22 protein-coding genes and 1 pseudogene are annotated in these 17,858 nt (G+C 63.9%); 3 read left to right on the plus strand and 20 right to left on the minus strand.

Features of this window, described 5'->3' with window-relative positions; all coding sequences use genetic code 11:
* Position 1 precedes the first annotated feature (1 nt).
* From rpsM to rplN, 13 genes are all read right to left on the minus strand, one after another.
* Positions 2–367 carry a 30S ribosomal protein S13 gene (gene rpsM, locus VARPA_RS28750; RefSeq protein WP_013544105.1) on the minus strand — a complete coding sequence of 122 codons (366 nt, stop codon included), beginning with the start codon at positions 365–367 and terminating at the stop codon, positions 2–4.
* A 23-nt stretch (positions 368–390) separates the two neighbouring features.
* Positions 391–504: a 50S ribosomal protein L36 gene (rpmJ, locus tag VARPA_RS30885; protein ID WP_013544106.1), complete on the minus strand. Its 114-nt coding sequence runs from the start codon at positions 502–504 to the stop codon at positions 391–393.
* A gap of 75 nt (positions 505–579) precedes the next feature.
* Positions 580–1,893 (minus strand): preprotein translocase subunit SecY, encoded by a 1,314-nt coding sequence (gene secY / locus VARPA_RS28755; RefSeq protein ID WP_013544107.1) that lies wholly within the window; start codon positions 1,891–1,893, stop codon positions 580–582.
* A 27-nt stretch (positions 1,894–1,920) separates the two neighbouring features.
* A complete protein-coding gene (rplO, locus tag VARPA_RS28760; RefSeq protein WP_013544108.1) occupies positions 1,921–2,352 on the minus strand; it encodes a 50S ribosomal protein L15 in 432 nt (143 codons plus the stop codon).
* A gap of 11 nt (positions 2,353–2,363) precedes the next feature.
* Entirely contained in the window at positions 2,364–2,549 is a 186-nt protein-coding gene (gene rpmD / locus VARPA_RS28765) for a 50S ribosomal protein L30 (protein WP_009124818.1), read from the minus strand.
* A 25-nt stretch (positions 2,550–2,574) separates the two neighbouring features.
* Positions 2,575–3,093, minus strand: a complete 519-nt coding sequence (gene rpsE / locus VARPA_RS28770) for a 30S ribosomal protein S5 (protein ID WP_013544109.1) — start codon at positions 3,091–3,093, stop codon at positions 2,575–2,577.
* Positions 3,094–3,111: 18 nt separating this feature from the next.
* Positions 3,112–3,477 carry a 50S ribosomal protein L18 gene (gene rplR / locus VARPA_RS28775; protein WP_041944073.1) on the minus strand — a complete coding sequence of 122 codons (366 nt, stop codon included), beginning with the start codon at positions 3,475–3,477 and terminating at the stop codon, positions 3,112–3,114.
* 14 nt (positions 3,478–3,491) lie between these two features.
* Positions 3,492–4,025, minus strand: coding sequence for a 50S ribosomal protein L6 (rplF, locus tag VARPA_RS28780; protein WP_013544111.1), 534 nt, complete (start codon positions 4,023–4,025; stop codon positions 3,492–3,494).
* A 24-nt stretch (positions 4,026–4,049) separates the two neighbouring features.
* Positions 4,050–4,445, minus strand: a complete 396-nt coding sequence (gene rpsH / locus VARPA_RS28785; protein WP_013544112.1) for a 30S ribosomal protein S8 — start codon at positions 4,443–4,445, stop codon at positions 4,050–4,052.
* A 20-nt stretch (positions 4,446–4,465) separates the two neighbouring features.
* On the minus strand, positions 4,466–4,771 hold the full coding sequence (gene rpsN, locus VARPA_RS28790) for a 30S ribosomal protein S14 (RefSeq protein ID WP_013544113.1): 306 nt from the start codon (positions 4,769–4,771) through the stop codon (positions 4,466–4,468).
* 7 nt (positions 4,772–4,778) lie between these two features.
* Positions 4,779–5,318: a 50S ribosomal protein L5 gene (gene rplE / locus VARPA_RS28795; protein ID WP_013544114.1), complete on the minus strand. Its 540-nt coding sequence runs from the start codon at positions 5,316–5,318 to the stop codon at positions 4,779–4,781.
* An 11-nt stretch (positions 5,319–5,329) separates the two neighbouring features.
* Positions 5,330–5,662, minus strand: coding sequence for a 50S ribosomal protein L24 (gene rplX, locus VARPA_RS28800; RefSeq protein ID WP_013544115.1), 333 nt, complete (start codon positions 5,660–5,662; stop codon positions 5,330–5,332).
* 13 nt (positions 5,663–5,675) lie between these two features.
* Positions 5,676–6,044: a 50S ribosomal protein L14 gene (gene rplN, locus VARPA_RS28805; protein ID WP_013544116.1), complete on the minus strand. Its 369-nt coding sequence runs from the start codon at positions 6,042–6,044 to the stop codon at positions 5,676–5,678.
* 272 nt (positions 6,045–6,316) lie between these two features.
* Here rplN and VARPA_RS28810 point away from each other — a divergent pair, with 272 nt between their 5' ends.
* A complete protein-coding gene (locus VARPA_RS28810) occupies positions 6,317–7,429 on the plus strand; it encodes an esterase-like activity of phytase family protein (protein WP_013544117.1) in 1,113 nt (370 codons plus the stop codon).
* A complete protein-coding gene (gene proC / locus VARPA_RS28815; protein WP_013544118.1) occupies positions 7,426–8,283 on the plus strand; it encodes a pyrroline-5-carboxylate reductase in 858 nt (285 codons plus the stop codon). The genes VARPA_RS28810 and proC overlap by 4 nt, the downstream gene beginning before the upstream one ends.
* Positions 8,284–8,289: 6 nt before the next feature.
* Here proC and VARPA_RS28820 read toward each other — a convergent pair whose 3' ends face one another.
* From VARPA_RS28820 to VARPA_RS28840, 5 genes are all read right to left on the minus strand, one after another.
* On the minus strand, positions 8,290–8,757 hold the full coding sequence (locus VARPA_RS28820; protein WP_013544119.1) for a MaoC/PaaZ C-terminal domain-containing protein: 468 nt from the start codon (positions 8,755–8,757) through the stop codon (positions 8,290–8,292).
* An 11-nt stretch (positions 8,758–8,768) separates the two neighbouring features.
* The gene (ubiA, locus tag VARPA_RS28825; protein ID WP_013544120.1) at positions 8,769–9,629 is read right to left on the minus strand and encodes a 4-hydroxybenzoate octaprenyltransferase; all 861 of its coding nucleotides are present in this window, start codon (positions 9,627–9,629) and stop codon (positions 8,769–8,771) included.
* Positions 9,630–9,710: 81 nt separating this feature from the next.
* A complete protein-coding gene (locus VARPA_RS28830) occupies positions 9,711–10,304 on the minus strand; it encodes a Dps family protein (RefSeq protein ID WP_013544121.1) in 594 nt (197 codons plus the stop codon).
* Between the two features lie 134 nt (positions 10,305–10,438).
* The gene (locus VARPA_RS28835; protein ID WP_013544122.1) at positions 10,439–11,404 is read right to left on the minus strand and encodes a LysR substrate-binding domain-containing protein; all 966 of its coding nucleotides are present in this window, start codon (positions 11,402–11,404) and stop codon (positions 10,439–10,441) included.
* Positions 11,405–11,488: 84 nt separating this feature from the next.
* Positions 11,489–12,100: a hypothetical protein gene (locus tag VARPA_RS28840; RefSeq protein WP_234974883.1), complete on the minus strand. Its 612-nt coding sequence runs from the start codon at positions 12,098–12,100 to the stop codon at positions 11,489–11,491.
* Between the two features lie 169 nt (positions 12,101–12,269).
* Here VARPA_RS28840 and VARPA_RS28845 point away from each other — a divergent pair, with 169 nt between their 5' ends.
* On the plus strand, positions 12,270–13,637 hold the full coding sequence (locus VARPA_RS28845; protein WP_013544124.1) for a chloride channel protein: 1,368 nt from the start codon (positions 12,270–12,272) through the stop codon (positions 13,635–13,637).
* Between the two features lie 365 nt (positions 13,638–14,002).
* Here the strand turns inward: VARPA_RS28845 and VARPA_RS32015 are convergent, their stop codons facing one another.
* The gene (locus tag VARPA_RS32015) at positions 14,003–14,407 is read right to left on the minus strand and encodes a YadA-like family protein (RefSeq protein WP_416367513.1); all 405 of its coding nucleotides are present in this window, start codon (positions 14,405–14,407) and stop codon (positions 14,003–14,005) included.
* Between the two features lie 6 nt (positions 14,408–14,413).
* Positions 14,414–17,659, minus strand: a pseudogene (locus tag VARPA_RS32020) (hemagglutinin); the annotation flags it as partial.
* Positions 17,660–17,858 lie beyond the last annotated feature (199 nt).

Consider the following 17,858-nt stretch of genomic DNA (forward strand, 5'->3'; position numbering starts at 1 on the left):
CTTATTTCTTCAGGGACTGCGCAGCCTTGCGCGGACCCTTGCGGGTGCGGGCATTGGTGCGCGTGCGCTGGCCGCGCATCGGCAGGCCGCGACGGTGACGGAAGCCGCGATAGCAGCCGATGTCCATCAAACGCTTGATGTTCATCGTCGTCTCGCGACGCAGATCGCCTTCGATCGTGAACAGAGCGATCTGATCGCGGATCTTCTCGAGATCGGCGTCGGTCAGATCCTTGATCTTCTTCGAATATTCGATGCCGCTCGCTTCGCAGATTTGACGGGCGCGGGTGCGACCGATACCGAAAATGGCGGTCAGGCCGATTTCAGCGTGCTTGTGCGGCGGAATGTTGATGCCAGCAATACGTGCCATGTGCGTCCTCTAATACTCTTCAATCAACCCTGGCGCTGCTTGTGGCGCGGGTCGGTGCAAATCACACGCACCACACCTTTACGGCGGATGACCTTGCAATTACGGCAGATGGTTTTGACCGAAGCCGAAACTCTCATTTCATTCTCCTAAAACTGTTTAACGTGGCGGTACACCGCCCACACCCAATATTCTCAATACTGAAACTCACGGCCCTACGATGTCTTGAAGTTCGCCTTCTTCAGCAGCGATTCGTACTGCTGGGACATCATGTAGTTTTGTACCTGGGCCATGAAGTCCATCGTGACGACCACGATGATCAGCAGGGAGGTACCACCGAAGTAGAACGGTACGTTGTACTTCAGGATCAGGAACTCGGGCAGCAGGCAGACGAAGGTGATGTACACCGCGCCGGCCAACGTCAGGCGAACCAGAATCTTGTCGATATAGCGAGCGGTCTGGTCACCCGGGCGAATGCCAGGAATGAATGCACCACTCTTCTTCAGGTTGTCGGCCGTTTCCTTGCTGTTGAACACGAGTGCCGTGTAGAAGAAGCAGAAGAAAACGATCGCGGCAGCGTACAGCAGCACGTAGATCGGCTCGCCCGGACGCAGTGCGTTGGCAATGTCCTTGATCCAGCGGAAGCCACCTTCACCGGTACTGAACCAGCCAACCACCGTTGCGGGCAGCAGGATGATCGACGAAGCGAAGATCGGCGGAATCACACCGGCCATGTTCAGCTTCAAGGGCAGGTGCGACGACTGGCCGCCATAGACCTTGTTGCCAACCTGGCGCCGCGCATAGTTCACGAGGATCTTGCGCTGGCCGCGTTCGACGAACACCACGAAGTAGGTCACGAGGACCACCACCGCGATGATGAAGAGCGCAACGATCGGGTTCATCGCACCGGTGGTCACCAGCGAACCCAGACCCGCCACGGCGCTCGGCAAACCTGCCGCGATACCCGCAAAGATCAGGATCGAGATGCCGTTGCCCAAGCCGCGTTCGGTGATCTGCTCGCCGAGCCACATCAGGAACATCGAACCTGCCGTCAGGCTCACCATGGCCGTCAGGCGGAAGCCAAAACCGGGGGCGATCACCAGACCAGCTGACGACTCGAGGGCCACTGCGATGCTGAACGACTGGAACAGAGCCAGACCGAGCGCGCCATAGCGCGTGTACTGCGTGATCTTGCGGCGGCCGGCCTCGCCTTCCTTCTTCAATTGCTCGAAGGTCGGAAGCACGTAGGTCATCAGCTGCATGATGATCGACGCCGAGATGTACGGCATGATCCCCAACGCGAACACGGTGAAGCGCGACAGCGCCCCGCCCGAGAACATGTTGAACAGGCTCAGAATGCCGCCCTGCTGGCCCTGGAACAACGCTGCCAACTGGTCCGGGTTGATACCCGGCACAGGAATGTGCGCGCCAATCCGGTAGACCACGAGCGCGAGCAGCAAAAAGACGAGCCGACGACGGAGGTCGCCGAACTTGCCTGTTTTTGCGATCGTTGCCGCGTTAGTTGCCACGAAGAACTTCTTTCAGTCCGAGGGTGATCAGGCGATGCTGCCGCCGGCTGCTTCGATCGCAGCCTTGGCGCCAGCCGTTGCACCCACGCCCGTCAGCTTGACGGCCTTGGTGAGTTCACCGGTCTTGATGATCTTGACGACCTTGGCGAGCTGGCCCACGAGGCCGGCTTGCTTCAGCGCCAGGACATCCACTTCGGCCAGGCCGAGCTGCTCGAGGGCAGTCAGCGTGACTTCGGCGTTGAACTTCAGCAGGTGCGACTTGAAACCACGCTTGGGCAGGCGACGTTGCAGCGGCATTTGGCCGCCTTCGAAACCAACCTTGTGGAAGCCACCAGCGCGCGACTTCTGGCCCTTGTGACCGCGACCTGCGGTCTTGCCGATGCCCGAGCCGATACCGCGGCCAACGCGGCGCTTGGCGTGCTTGGCGCCGGCTGCCGGCTTGATGCCATTGAGTTCCATATCAGTCTCTCTTACAGAACTTTGACCAGATAACTGATCTTGTTGATCATGCCGCGCACCGCCGGGGTGTCTTGCAGCTCGCTCACGCTGTTGAGCTTGCGCAGGCCGAGGCCACGCACGGTCGCGCGATGCGATTCCTTGGTGCCAATTGGGCTCTTGACCAATTGCACCTTGAGGGTTTGTTGTTGCGTCGTCATTTGAATGCTTCTTTCAGGCTTGCGCTTAAGCGAAGATTTCTTCGACGGTCAGGCCACGCTTGGCAGCCACTGCGGACGCGGTCGTCGAGTTCTTCAACCCATCGAGCGTGGCGCGAACCATGTTGTAGGGGTTCGACGAACCATGGCTCTTGGCCACGATGTCGGTGATGCCCATGACTTCGAACACGGCGCGCATCGGGCCACCGGCGATGATGCCGGTACCCTTCGGGGCGGGGATCATGACAACCGAAGCGGCGCCATGGTGACCCGTCACGCGGTGATGCAGCGTGCCGTTCTTGATCGAGATCTTGGCCAGGTTGCGACGGGCTTCTTCCATTGCCTTCTGCACTGCAGCAGGCACTTCCTTCGACTTGCCCTTGCCCATGCCGACGCGGCCTTCGCCGTCGCCCACCACGGTGAGTGCTGCGAAACCGAGGATACGACCACCCTTCACCACCTTGGTGACGCGGTTGATCGCGATCATCTTCTCGCGCAAACCGTCTTCAGGGCCTTCGTTCTGCGTTCTTGCTTGAATCTTTGCCATTTTGAATCTCGTGTCCGGTTAGAACTGCAGACCGGCTTCGCGAGCCGCCTCGGCCAGCGCCTTGACGCGGCCGTGGTACGCAAAACCTGCGCGGTCGAAGGCGACCTTCTCGACGCCGGCAGCCTTCGCCTTTTCAGCGATGCGCTTGCCGACGGCGGTGGCTGCAGCGGCGTTGCCGCCCTTGCCCGAACCGCCGAGCGAGGTACGCATTTCGGCTTCTGCCGTCGATGCGGTTGCAATCACCTTGGTGCCGTCGTCGGAGATGACGGTGGCATAGATGTGCAGGTTGGTGCGGTTCACCGTCAGACGGGCCACGCCCTGCGTCGCGATGCGGATGCGGGTCTGGCGCGAGCGGCGAAGACGCTGTGCTTTTTTGGTCAACATCATTTTGCTGCCCCTTACTTCTTCTTGGTCTCTTTGATCACGATCTTCTCGTCCGAATAACGGATGCCCTTGCCCTTGTAAGGCTCAGGCGGACGAACAGCGCGGATCTCAGCGGCGATTTGACCAACGCGCTGACGGTCAGCACCCTTGATCACGATTTCGGTCGGGGTCGCGGTGGCCACCGTGATGCCTTGCGGCATGTCGATGTTGACCGGGTGCGAATAACCGACCTGCAGGTTCAACTTGTTGTTGGACGCTGCGGCCTTGTAGCCGACGCCGACCAGGTTGAGCTTCTTCTCGAAGCCCTTGGTCACGCCAACCACCATGTTGTTCACCAGCTGACGGATCGTGCCGCTCATCGCATTCGCTTCACGCGATTCGTTGGCCGGTTCGAAGTTCAGCTTGCCGTCATTGCTGACGACCTTGACCAGGGGGTTGCGTGCAAGGTTGAGCGTGCCGCCCGTGCCCTTGACGCTGATCTGGTCTTCCTTGATCGACACATCCACGCCTGCGGGGATGGTGATCGGCATTTTTCCTACTCGGGACATTTCAGTGACTCCTCGATGTCTCGGTTAGGCGACGTAGCACAGAACTTCGCCGCCGACACCGGTGGCGCGAGCCTTGCGGTCGGTCATCACGCCCTGGGGGGTCGTGACGATCGCAACGCCGAGGCCGTTCTGGACTTGCGGAATGGAAGCACTGGCCTTGTAGACACGCAGGCCAGGACGGCTCACGCGCTCGATGCGCTCGATGACCGGACGGCCAGCGTAGTACTTCAGGACGATTTCAAGTTCGCTCTTGCCGGCTTCGGTCTTGACCTGGAAGCCGTCGATGTAGCCCTCGTCCTTCAGGACTTGTGCGATCGCGATCTTCACCTTGGAAGACGGGACCGACACGGTGGGCTTCGCCACCATCTGCGCGTTACGGATACGCGTCAGCAGGTCGGCAATGGGATCACTCATGCTCATGTTGTTTGCTCCTGCCTGGCTTACCAGCTGGCCTTGGTGACACCGGGGATGTCGCCATTGAAAGCCAGTTCGCGGATCTTGGCGCGGGCCAGACCGAATTGACGGAAGGTGCCACGCGGACGACCGGTGATGGCGCAACGGTTGCGCTGACGGGTCGGGTTCGCGTTGCGCGGAAGCTTTTGCAGGCCCAGGCGGGCAGCTGCGCGCTCTTCGTCGCTCTTCTTCAGGTCGTTGGAAGCTGCCTTCAGTTCTGCGTGCTTCGCAGCGAACTTGGCAACCAGCTTGTCACGCTTGAGTTCGCGTTGGATCAAAGATTGTTTAGCCATGTTCGCCTCAGTTCTTGAACGGGAAACGGAAGCCAGCGAGAAGCGCCTTGGCTTCTTCGTCGGTCTTGGCCGTCGTCGTGATGCTGATATTGAGACCGCGCAGGGCATCGACCTTGTCGTACTCGATCTCAGGGAAAATGATCTGTTCCTTGACGCCGATGTTGTAGTTGCCACGGCCATCGAACGCACGGCCGGAGATGCCGCGGAAGTCGCGAACACGCGGCAGCGCGATGGTCACGAAACGGTCCAGGAACTCATACATCTGCACGCCACGCAGCGTGACCATGCAGCCGATCGGCTGGTTTTCGCGGATCTTGAAACCCGCGATAGCCTTCTTCGACTTGGTGACCACGGGCTTCTGGCCGGCGATCTTGGTCAGGTCGGCGACAGCGTTGTCGAGAACCTTCTTGTCGGCGACTGCTTCACCCACACCCATGTTCAGGGTGATCTTGGTGAGACGGGGGACCTGCATCGGCGACTTGTAGCCGAACTTTTCCGTCAGGTCTTTCGCGATCTTTTCGCGATAGTGTTGTTGGAGACGTGCCATGTGAGTACCTCTTAGGCGAACTTGATTTCGTCGCCGCTGGACTTGAAGACGCGAACAGCCACGCGCTTGCCGTCAGCACCCTGGGTGACCTTGATGCCCACGCGATCGGCCTTGCCGGTCGCGGCATTGAAGATCGCCACGTTGGATTGGTGAATGGGCATGGACTTCTCGACGATGCCACCAGTCGTACCCTTGAGCGGGTTCGGCTTGGTGTGCTTCTTCACGAGGTTCAGGCCTTCGATGACGACGTGCGAGTCGTCCTTGCGAAGCGAGACGGTGCCGCGCTTGCCCTTGTCACGACCGGCCAACACGATGACCTGGTCGCCTTTGCGAATCTTGTTCATGGCGTTGTTGTCCTTACAGAACTTCAGGTGCCAGCGACACGATCTTCATGAACTTTTCGGTGCGCAGCTCGCGCGTCACCGGTCCGAAGATGCGGGTGCCGATAGGCTCCAGCTTGGCGTTGAGCAACACGGCTGCGTTGCTGTCGAATTTCACGAGCGAGCCGTCGGCGCGACGGATGCCCTTGGCGGTACGGACCACCACTGCACTGTAGATCTCGCCCTTCTTGACGCGACCACGTGGAGCAGCTTCCTTGATGCTGACCTTGATGACGTCGCCCACGCTGGCATAACGCCGCTTGGAGCCACCGAGCACCTTGATACACAGGACGGATTTCGCGCCCGTGTTGTCGGCCACTTCGAGCCGGGATTCAGTTTGGATCATTTCTTGATATTCCCAACTTGTACCGATGAGCCTCCAGGAGGGAGACACCGCGGTCAGTCTTGGGCCCGTCGTTGGCACCTCGAACCACTCGAGGCACTTCCGCTTTGGGCTGAAAGCTTCGCCTTTTGGAAGCGAAGCCCGCGATTATTGCAGGCACTTCTGCCGATGTCAACCGACTCATTACACCATCACGTGCTGGCACTAGACTTCGAGGCGTGCGCGCCACTGCCAAAATCCCTTTTTCGCCCCAGTTCCCCACCCGCCGCAGCCTCTTGGGAGGCGCGGTTGCCGCGCTGGCGCTGGGTCTCGCCGGATGCGGGAGCGCGACGCCTATTCCGGACACGGGGCGGCTCCGGCGAATCGCCGAGGCCCGCTGGGCGCACAGGCTGCATATAGAAGACACCACAGCGGGCGGCCTCTCGGGCATCGACTATGACGCCTCACGAGGTGAGTACATGCTTATCAGCGATGACCGGTCAGACCTGGCTCCCGTCCGCTACTACACGGCTCGCTGGCCCCAGCCGCAGGCCGCTCGGCCGGAGCCAGCGGGCGTTGTTCAACTGCAACGCCCTGGTGGCGGCCCTTGGCCTGACCGCCGCCACGCAATCAATGGGCTTGCTGTCCCCGACCCCGAAGCGATCCGCCTGCGCCCCTCCGCCGGCACTTTGCTCTGGACCAGTGAAGGCGATATCGCCCGCGGTTTCGGCCCCGCACTGTATGAATCGGCACGCGACGGCCGCTTCTTGCGCGAATTCGCCCTACCCGCCATGTTCACGCCCGATCCGGCCCAGCGCCGCGGTCCGCGCGACAACCTGACTTTCGAGGGCATCGCCCTCACGCCCGACGGCCGTTTTGCCTGGCTGTCGATGGAAAACGCCCTGATCCAGGACGGCCCCATCCCCACCACCCGCGCGCCCGGCGGCCCTTGCCGCTTCACCCAGGTCGACCTGGAGACCGGCCAGGCGGCGCGCCAGATCGCCTACGTCCCCGACGCCATCCCCCTGCGCCCCCTCGTCCCCGGCACCTATGCCGACAACGGCGTGAGCGAGGTGCTGATGCTCGATGCGCACCGTATGCTGGTGCTCGAACGCGCCTATGCCACCGGAACCGGCAATTCGCTGCGCCTCTATGAAATAGACACCCGCGCCGCCAGCGACGTGCTCCAGGTCGACGCATTCGCGCCAGGCAACCACAAGCCAGTCACCAAAACCCTGGTGGCCGACTTCGCCGCGCTCGGCCTGTCCCGCCTCGACAACACCGAGGGCATGTGCTGGGGCCCGCCGCTGCCCAACGGCAACCGCCTGCTGGTGGTCGTGAGCGACGACAATTTCAATCCGCTGCAAGTGACCCAGTTCGCCGCCTTCGAATACATCGACCGACCATGACCATCGCCGTGACCTTCCTGCCCCGCACCGCTCCCGCGCCGCTGCCGCCCATCGCCTTCATCGGCGGCGGCAATATGGCGAGCGCCATCATCGGCGGACTGATCCAGCAAGGCACCCCGGCCACCGCGTTCGAGGTGGTCGAACCCTTCGAGGCGGCACGCACGAAGCTCGCCCAGTCCTTCGGTATCACGGCACAGGCCGAGGCCAGCGAGGCGCTCTCGCGCTGCGCCGTCGTGGTGTGGGCCGTCAAGCCGCAGACCTTCGCCGACGCCGCCAAGCCGGTGCGCGCATTCGCCGAGGACGCGCTGCACCTGAGCGTGGCCGCGGGCATTCCGTCGGACAGCATCGCCCGCTGGCTGGGCACCGAACGCGTGGTGCGCGCCATGCCGAACACGCCCGCGCTGGTTGGCCAAGGCATGACCGGCCTGTTCGCGCGGCCGGATGTCACCGACGCCGATCGCGCCCTCGTCAGCCAGCTGCTGACGCCCACGGGCGAACTGCTCTGGGTCGATACCGAACCTGCGCTCGACGCGGTCACCGCCATGTCCGGCTCGGGTCCGGCCTACGTGTTCTATTTCATCGAGGCGATGACCGAGGCCGGCGTCGAGATGGGCCTCACGCCCGACCAGGCGCAGCGCCTGGCCATCGGCACCTTCACCGGCGCCTCGGCGCTGGCGCACAGCGCGACCGAGCCGCCTTCGGTGCTGCGCGAGCGCGTGACCTCCAAGGGCGGCACGACCTACGCGGCGATCACCTCGCTGGAAGGCGCGGACGTCAAGGCGCAGTTCAAGACCGCCATCCGGGCCGCACAGAAGCGGGCCGCCGAGCTGGGCGAGGAATTCGGGCGCGGTTGAAGCGGGTCAGCCGGGGAGCGCGCGCGGCCCGAGGAAGAACAGCCACTCGGCCGCCAGCGTGACGGTGCCGTCCTCGAGTTCGAGCAGCACCTCTTCCTTCAGCAGAAAACCGTCTTCGCCCTTGGGCGTCGCGCCGAGGATGCGCACCCGCGCCCGGAAGCGCGCGCCCACCGGCATCGGGCTGACGAACCGCAGGCGATCGAAGCCGTAGTTCAGCGCGTGGTTCGAATCGAAGGGCAGCAGCGTGCGCATCGCTTCGCCGGTCAGCCGGATCAGGTGCGCGACCTGGAAAAAGCCGGGAACGATCGTGCCGCCGTACTCCGTCTCGCGGGCCGCGCGCTCCGGATCGAGATGGATCCACTCACCTTCGCCATCGCCCGACAGCACCGCGTACCGGTCGACCATCTCCTGCGTGATGACGTGCCACTCGGACAGGCCTTCCTGGCCGATCTTCTGCGTCAGGCGATCGAGCATGCGCGGCTCCTTCAATGAATGGCGTAGCCGGCAACAACGCCGGCGAACACCGTGAAACCCAGCCAGTGGTTCAGCCGGAAGGCTTTGAAGCAGCCATCGCGTGTCCGGTCGCGAATCAGCCGCCAGTGCCAGAGCCCCTGCCCCGCGGCGATGGCGATGCCCGCGAAGAACAACACGCCCAGGGACCGGCTGGCACCGGCCCACGCCCAAACCGCCAGGAAGATCGCGTAGCTCAGCATCACCGCCGCCACGTCGAAGCGGCCGAAGGTGATGGCCGAGGTCTTCATGCCGATCTTCAGGTCGTCGTCACGATCGACCATCGCGTACTCGGTATCGTAGGCCAGCACCCAGAACAGGTTGCCGGCCAGCAGCCACGCGGCGAACACAGGCACCGTCGCCTGCACCGCGGCAAAGGCCATCGGGATGCCGAAGCTGAAGGCAATGCCCAGCACCGCCTGCGGGATCGACACGAAGCGCTTGGCAAAGGGATAGATCAGCGTGATGGCCAGCGCCGCGAACGACCACAGCACCGTCACCCGGTTCGTGGTGAGCACCAGCCCGAAGGCCATCAACGCCAGCACGGCGCCGAGCGCGAGCGCTTCCTTGACCGAGATGGCGCCGCTGGTCACGGGCCGCTGGGCGGTGCGCTTCACATGGCGGTCGAAGTCGCGGTCGGCCACGTCGTTGACGCAGCAGCCCGCGCTGCGCATGAGGAAGGTGCCGAGCGTGAACACCACGACCAGATGCCAACCCGGCCAGCCGTCGGCCGCGAACCAGAGCGCGCCCAGCGTGGGCCAGAGAAGCAACAGCCAGCCGGCAGGGCGGTTCCAGCGGATCAGGTCGAGGTAGAGCGCGAGACGGCGTGCGAGCATGCGACAAAAAGGCGGACGAAAAAAGAGCGGCCATTGTGCCGCTCCAGCTTTCGCTTCCCGGATTCCGGGATGCCTGCCGACTCAGTCCTCGAGCAGCGAGCGCAGCATCCAGGCAGTTTGATCGTGCACCGTGCAGCGCGCGGTCAGCATGTCGGCGGTCGGGTCATCGCCGGCCTCTTCCGCCACGGGAATGAATTCGCGCGCGATGCGCGAAACCGTCTCGTGGCCCTTGACCAGGATGCGCACCATCTCCATCGCCTTGGGCGGGGTCTGCGGCACGTCGGGCACGGTGGCGATCTTGCTGAACTCGGCGTACGAGCCCGGCGCGTAGTGGCCGAGGGCGCGGATGCGTTCGGCGAGCACGTCGGTCGCCGTCCAGAGTTCGGTGTACTGGCCCATGAACATCGCATGCAGCGAGTTGAAGTGCGGACCCGTCACATTCCAGTGGAAGTTGTGGGTCGTGAGGTACAGCGTGTAGGTGTCGGCCAGCACACGGCTCAGGCCTTCGGCGATGGCCGCGCGGTCCTGGCGCTCGATGCCGATGTTGATGATCGGCGCGTTGCGGCTGCCGGACTCCTGCGCGACGATCGCGCCGCCCTTCTTGGGCACCTTGCCCGAGGAGGAAGAAGGGGTGGGGGTCGATGCGGGCTTGGTTTTCTTCGGAGCTTTGGCCATGGCGAAAGGTCTTTCTTCAAGTTGACAGGAACGCTGCAATTCTCGAAGCCGTCGGGCGGCTTCGCAACAGCGTCACTCTATCCCAGCGATCAACGATTCAAAACAGCGGCCGCGTAGGCCAAGGCCGCCAATCGCTATGACAAACGCTTCACGCCCGGCAGTTCGCACGCATAGATCGCATTGCGCAACGCGGCAATGGCCTCGTAGCGTGTGAAGGTGCGCCGCCATGCGAGTACCACGCGGCGCGTGGGCGGATCACGGTCGTTCGCATCGCGCACCGGCAGGTAGCGCACCATCTGGTCGGACTCCTTCTTGCCCTTGCCCTTCGGCTTGAGCGCCTCGGCCGGCACCGACAGGCGCGGCACCAGCGTCACGCCCATGCCCGAGGCCACCATGTGCTTGATGGTTTCGAGCGACGAGCCCTCGAAGCTCTTGCGGATGCCTTCGGCGTTGCTGGAGAAGCGCGCGAACTCGGGGCACACCTCGAGCACGTGGTCGCGAAAGCAATGGCCGGTGCCCAGCAGCAGCATGGTCTCGCTCTGCAACTCTTCGGAGGTGATCGATTCGCGTCCGGCGAACTTGTGATTGACCGGCAGCGCGGCCATGAAGGGCTCGTCGTACAGCGGCGCCATCGCAAGGCCGGTGTCGGGAAAAGGCTCGGCCATCACGGCGCAGTCGATCTCGCCGGCGCGCAGCATTTCCAAGAGCTTGGCGGTGAAGTTCTCCTGCAGCACCAGCGGCATCTGCGGCGTGCGCGCGATCACCTGGCGCACCAGGTCGGGCAGCAGATACGGGCCGATGGTGTAGATCACGCCCAGGTTCAGCGGGCCGGCCAGCGGGTCCTTGCCGCGCTTGGCGATCTCCTTGATGCTGGCGGCCTGATCGAGCACGCTTTGCGCCTGCTGCACGATCTGCTCGCCGAGCGGCGTGACGGTCACTTCGCCGGCGCTGCGCTCGAAGAGCTTGACCTCGAGCTCGTCCTCGAGCTTCTTGATGGCCACCGAGAGGGTCGGTTGGGAGACGTAGCAGGCCTCGGCCGCCTTGCCGAAGTGCCGTTCGCGGGCTACTGCGACGATGTATTTGAGTTCGGTGAGAGTCATAGCTTGCGTCAATTATGCGCAAGCCTTCGTGACCCGGCGTTGTCAGGGGGTACGGCCCACCCCCGCATGCGAGCCGCCTCGATGCTAGGAGCGAGACAGCGCGGCCAGCTTCTTTTTCGCGCTTTGCAGCAGGCCGAGCCGCTCGACGGGCAACTGCGCCTTGGTGTCTTTCGGCGCAATGATCTCGAACGTCGAAGCAGCCGCCAGTTTCGCGGCGAGTGCGTCGCGACTTGTGAGGCCGTTGAACCTGGCCATCGAAATCACGTGCACCTGCAAATGCCGATGAAGGGTCTTGGAAAGCTTCTGGCAAGCGGCCGTCATCGCAGCCTGGTCGGGTACCACTGCGCCGTGCACGATCAGGACCTCGATGACGTTGTCCTCGTCCTCTCCCAGGATGAAGGCGCGCACGACCGAATCCTTGAACTTGCCGCGCAGCATGGCGCGGATCGGCTCGGCCGCGGCGAACGACTTCAGTGCGATGCTGCGCAATTCGCGGTAGAAGATGAACGACCGGTCCACCTTGACGGCTTCGGGCTCACCCGCCGGCACCTTTTGCCTTGCAAGAATCCCGCTCGTGACGAGATGCTGCAACGTCTGCTCGACCATGTCCGGCGCCTGCTTCGTGCGTTGCGCGAGCTCGCTCGCCGAGAACGGGCTATCGGGGTCTGCATAGACGACCCGCATGAGCTGTTGCACGGCGGGGGACAAGAGAAAATCTGCAGCACTCACGGGCGTTCCGATTCGTTTGGTTTTCAGGGAGGCCCGGATTATGAAGTTGGCGCACTGGAAGTGCCCCGTACCGGGCCTGTCAGCGAAGCCACCGCTCCCACCCCGAGGGCCATGCGTAAACTGATCGCGCACATATATGAATCGCGAACCGGACTTTCTTGAGCATCTGCGCGCCGAACTGTCGAGCGGGCGCATCTGGCTCGACCGAGCCATCGTGCTGGGCTACGCCATCGCAGCCGGGCTGTTCGTGGTGGGGTTCACGCTGGCCAGCGACTGGGTCTTCGGCGGCTTCCAGCGCTTCTACCGCGCGTGGCCCTGGGCGGTGCTGGTGACGACGCCGATGATCACGGCGGGCATCGTCTGGTTCACGCTGCGTTTCTTTCCCGGCGCGAGCGGCTCGGGCATTCCACAGATCAAGGCGGCGCTGCACCCCGCGCTGCCCGATGAACGGCGCTTCATGTTCGCCTCGCTGCGACTCACGGTCGCCAAGATCGGCCTCGGTGTGGCCGGCTTTGCGGCCGGGCTGTCGATTGGCCGCGAAGGCCCCTCGGTGCAAGTGGCGGCCGGTGTGATGCAGCATGCGCGCCGCTGGCTCTCGCCCAACACCACCATCGACGGCCGCGCGCTGCTGGTGGCGGGCGGTGCGGCCGGCATCGCGGCCGCCTTCAATGCACCGCTGGCGGGTGTGGTGTTCGCCATCGAGGAACTGTCGGGCCGGCTCGAAGCGCGCTCTTCCGGCCTCATCATCACGGCCATCGTGCTCGCGGGCCTGGTGGCCGTCTCGGCCTTCGGCAACACCAGCTACTTCGGCGTGATCCGCGTGCCGCGCCTGGGCTGGGACGCGCTGGGCCCCGGCCTGCTGGTCACGCTGCTGGCGGGCGCCGCGGGCGGCCTTTTCGCCCGGCTGCTGATTGCCTCGCTCACGCGCGCACCCGAGCGGCTCAATCGCTGGCGCGCCCGGTTTCCCGTGCGCTTCGCGGCGCTCGGCGGGCTCGCGGTGGCGGTGATCGGACTGGTCACGGGCGGCGTCACCTTCGGTGCCGGCTCGGAAGCCGTCAAGCAGATGCTGCAGGGCCACGACGAGCTCACGCCGCTGTACACAGTGCTCAAGTTCGTCGCCACCTGGCTCACCGCCTGGTGCGGCGTGCCGGGCGGCATCTTCGCGCCATCGCTGTCCATCGGCGCGGGCATCGGCGATGCCGTGGCGCACCTGGCCAGCAGCGACCTGGGCCCGGCGCTGATCGCGCTGGGCATGGCCGGCTTCCTGGCCGCGGTGACGCAGGCGCCGCTCACCGCCTTCATCATCGTGATGGAGATGGTCGACGGCCACGCGATGGTGCTGAGCCTGATGGCCGCGGCCATGTTAGCGAGCCTGATCTCCCGCATGATCAGCCGCCCGCTCTACGACACGCTGGCCGAGCACATGGTCGGCAAGGCCGTCGCTGCATCCGAGCCTGTGCAGGCGTCGTCATCGTCGCAGCCGGCCGGCCCTTCATCGTCTTGAAGATGCGAAGGCGTTTCGGGCTGCATCGATATGCGCGGAACCTCCGACCACTCTCTCGGTCGATGCATCCCTTCAAGCTGCGGCCCGAGGGCGAGCGCTTCGCGCTGATGCTCTCCGGGCCCGGCGACTTCTCTTGCATCAAACAAAACCAGACAAGCGTTATTGCCCGCGCTACACGGAAGCTACGACTACATCGCCGACAGCGACGTCATGTCGATCCACATGCCGATGACGCTGATCCTCGAGACGCTCGACAGAAAGCCAGGACCCTCTCCTTCTGTCCGTCCGAGGCAGAAAAGCACGCGGTTTGAATGGAGGGGCTTGTGTGCAGCGGTTCCACTGCCTTCAGCCGATCGTGAGGCGAGTTACCACTCATAGCCGACCCCCACGCCAAGATTGAATCGCTGGCCCGCATAGGCGCCATTGACCTTGTAGATCCACTTCCCGTCTTCGGAGCGAGCCGAATAGCCAAAGGCAACCGCGGCATAGCCCGAGTAGGTGCCCGTACCAAGGGAGACCAGACTCTTGCCCGGCGTCATCGCCTGCGGCAGGCTGCTCATTGCCGTCGCCATGGCAATCCCCGAGTACGCGATGCGCGCAACAGCGCCGACCTGGCTTCGCACCTGATTCAATTGCTCGACGTTGACCGCGTCGTTCGGCAGGATGCCCGGCGCCACGTTCGAGATGCGCGTGCCGCCCGGCGCCTGGCCGCCGCCCAGCGTGATCTGGTTGTAGTTGACCGACCCGTCCGGGTTGGTCTCGTACTGCACGCTGCTGGCCTTGGCTGCGCTCGATGCGGCCCTCAGCTGGGCGACGTTGGTCGCGTCGCTGTCGGCCGAGCCTGCCGCCACACCGGTGATCTGACGGAATTGGCCGTTGGCGGCATCGCCCACGGACACCGCGGCTTGCGTGCCGGTCGTGGCCTTGATGGCCGCTGCCTGCTGCGCATTCGCGTGGCCCGGAATGTAGCCCGCGACGCCTGCGCCCCGGGAAGCCACCGAGCCCGAACCCAGCGCCACGCCGCCGCTTTGCGTGACCACCGCCCCGAACCCGATGGCAGTGCCCTGCGCGGCAGTGGCCGATGCGCCGGCACCGATCGCGACGGCACCGTCGGCCGTCGCCTGCGCGCCGTTGCCGGCCGCAAAGGAGTTGGCACCGCTGGCCACGGACTTCGGCCCGATCGCCACGGCGTTCTGCCCGCTTGCATCCGCACCTGCGGCTGTCGAGTTGGCCTGGGAGTACTTGGTGCCCTTGTCGTTGATCGTGGTGACCGTCGTGCTCAGGCTGCTGATGCTGCTGGTGGTCGTACTCAGGCCGGTCGACAGGCTGCTCACGCTGCTGGCGGCCGTGCTCAAACCCGACGACGTCGAAGTCGACAGGCTGCTGACACTGCTAACGGCTGTGCTCAAACCAGACGATGTCGAGGTTGAAAGGCTGCTGATGCTGCTCTTGGCCGTGCTTAGGCCCGACGAAGTCGAAGTCGACAGGCTGCTCACGCTGCTAGTAGCCGTGCTCAGGCCAGACGACGTGGAAGTCGACAAGCTGCTGACGCTGCTAGCCGCAGTGCTCAGACCCGATGAAGTCGAAGTCGACAGGCTGCTGACGCTGCTGGCAGCCGTGCTCAGACCCGACGAGGTCGAGGTAGATAGGCTGCCGATACTGCTCGTGGCCGTGCTCAGACGGGACGAGGTGGAGGTCGACAGGCTGCCGATGCTGCTGGCAGCGGTGCTCAAGCCACTCGAAGTAGACGTCGACAGGCTCGAGATACCGCTGGTGGCAGTGCTCAGGCCGGACGAGGTCGAGGTCGACAGGCTGGAGACGCTGCTGGTCACTGTGCTCAGACCTGACGACGTCGAAGTCGAGAGGCTGCCGATGCTGCTCGTCGCAGTGCTTAGGCCAGACGACGTCGACGTCGACAGGCTAGCGATACCGCTGGTGGCCGTGCTCAGACCGGACGAGGTGGAAGTTGAGAGGCTGCCGATGCTGCTGGTGGCCGTGCTCAGGCCAGACGAGGTGGAGGTCGACAGGCTGCTCACGCTGCTGGCGGCCGTGCTCAAACCAGACGATGTCGAGGTTGAAAGGCTGCTGATGCTGCTCTTGGCCGTGCTCAGACCTGACGAAGTCGAAGTCGACAAGCTGCTGACGCTGCTGGCAGCCGTGCTCAGCCCAGACGACGTGGAAGTCGACAAGCTGCTGACGCTGCTAGCCGCAGTGCTCAGACCCGATGAAGTCGAAGTCGACAGGCTGCTGACGCTGCTGGCAGCCGTGCTCAGACCCGACGAGGTCGAGGTAGATAGGCTGCCGATACTGCTCGTGGCCGTGCTTAGACCGGACGATGTCGAAGTCGACAGACTGCTCACGCTGCTGGTAGCTGTGCTCAGGCCTGACAACATGGAAGTCGACAAGCTGCTCATACTGCTGGCGGCGGTACTCAGACCACTGGACGTCGAGGTCGACAGGCTGCTGATGCTGCTGGTGGCCGTACTCAGACCGGTCGACAGGCTGCTAACGCTGCTGGCGGCCGTGCTCAGACCCGACGACGTCGAAGTCGACAAGCTGCTGACACTACTGGCGGCTGTGCTCAAGCCGCTCGACGTCGAGGTGGAAAGGCGGTCAATGCTGCTTGTGGCGGTGCTCAGCCCCGACGACGTGGAAGTCGACAAGCTGCTGACGCTGCTGGTCGCGGTGCTCAGGCCAGACGAGGTGGAGGTCGACAGGCTGCTCACGCTGCTGGCGGCCGTGCTCAAACCAGACGATGTCGAGGTTGAAAGGCTGCTGATGCTGCTCTTGGCCGTGCTCAGACCTGACGAAGTCGAAGTCGACAGGCTGCTCACGCTGCTGGCAGCCGTGCTCAAGCCCGACGAGGTCGAAGTCGACAAGCTGCCGATGTTGCTGGTGGCCGTGCTCAGACCGGACGAGGTCGAGGTCGACAGGCTGCCGATGCTGCTGGTAGCGGTGCTCAAGCCACTCGAAGTAGACGTCGACAGGCTCGAGATACCGCTGGTGGCCGTGCTCAGGCCGGACGATGTGGAGGTCGACAGGCTACCGATGCTGCTGGTCGCGGTGCTCAGACCCGAGGAGGTCGATGTCGACAGGCTAGCGATGCCGCTGGTGGCCGTGCTCAGACCGGACGAGGTGGAGGTCGACAGGCTAGCGATGCCGCTGGTGGCCGTGCTCAGACCGGACGAGGTGGAGGTCGACAGGCTGCCGATGCTGCTCGTAGCAGTGCTCAGGCCAGACGACGTCGATGTCGACAGGCTAGCGATACCGCTGGTGGCCGTGCTCAGACCGGACGAGGTGGAGGTCGACAGGCTGCCGATGCTGCTGGTAGCGGTACTCAAGCCACTCGAAGTAGACGTCGACAGGCTCGAGATACCGCTGGTGGCCGTGCTCAGACCAGACGAGGTGGAGGTCGACAGGCTGCCGATGCTGCTCGTAGCAGTGCTCAGGCCAGACGACGTCGATGTCGACAGGCTAGCGATGCCGCTGGTGGCCGTGCTCAGACCGGACGAGGTGGAGGTCGACAGGCTGCCGATGCTGCTGGCAGCGGTGCTCAAGCCACTCGAAGTAGACGTCGACAGGCTACCGATGCTGCTGGTCGCGGTACTCAGACCAGAAGAGGTCGAGGTCGACAGGCTGCTGATGCTGCTCGTCGCAGTGCTCAGGCCGCTCGAGGTCGAAGTCGACAAGCTGCCAATGCTGCTGGTCGCGGTGCTCAGACCCGAGGAGGTCGATGTCGACAGGCTGCCGATGCTGCTGGTAGCAGTGCTCAAGCCACTCGAAGTAGACGTCGACAGGCTACCGATGCTGCTGGTCGCGGTACTCAGACCAGAAGAGGTCGAGGTCGACAGGCTGCTGATGCTGCTCGTCGCAGTGCTCAGGCCGCTCGAGGTCGAAGTCGACAAACTGCCAATGCTGCTGGTCGCGGTGCTCAGACCCGAGGAGGTCGATGTCGACAGGCTGCCGATGCTGCTGGTAGCAGTGCTCAAGCCACTCGAAGTAGACGTCGACAGGCTCGAGATACCGCTGGTGGCAGTGCTCAGGCCGGACGATGTGGAGGTCGACAGGCTGCCGATGCTGCTGGTTGCCGTGCTCAGGCCGCTCGAGGCCGAAGTCGACAAGCTGCCGATGCTGCTGGTCGCCGTGCTCAGACCACTCGAAGTCGAGGTCGACAGGCTGCCGATGCTGCTGGTAGCGGTGCTCAAGCCACTCGAAGTAGAC

This window comes from Variovorax paradoxus EPS, from assembly GCF_000184745.1.
Classification (GTDB): Bacteria; Pseudomonadota; Gammaproteobacteria; order Burkholderiales; family Burkholderiaceae_C; genus Variovorax; species Variovorax paradoxus_C.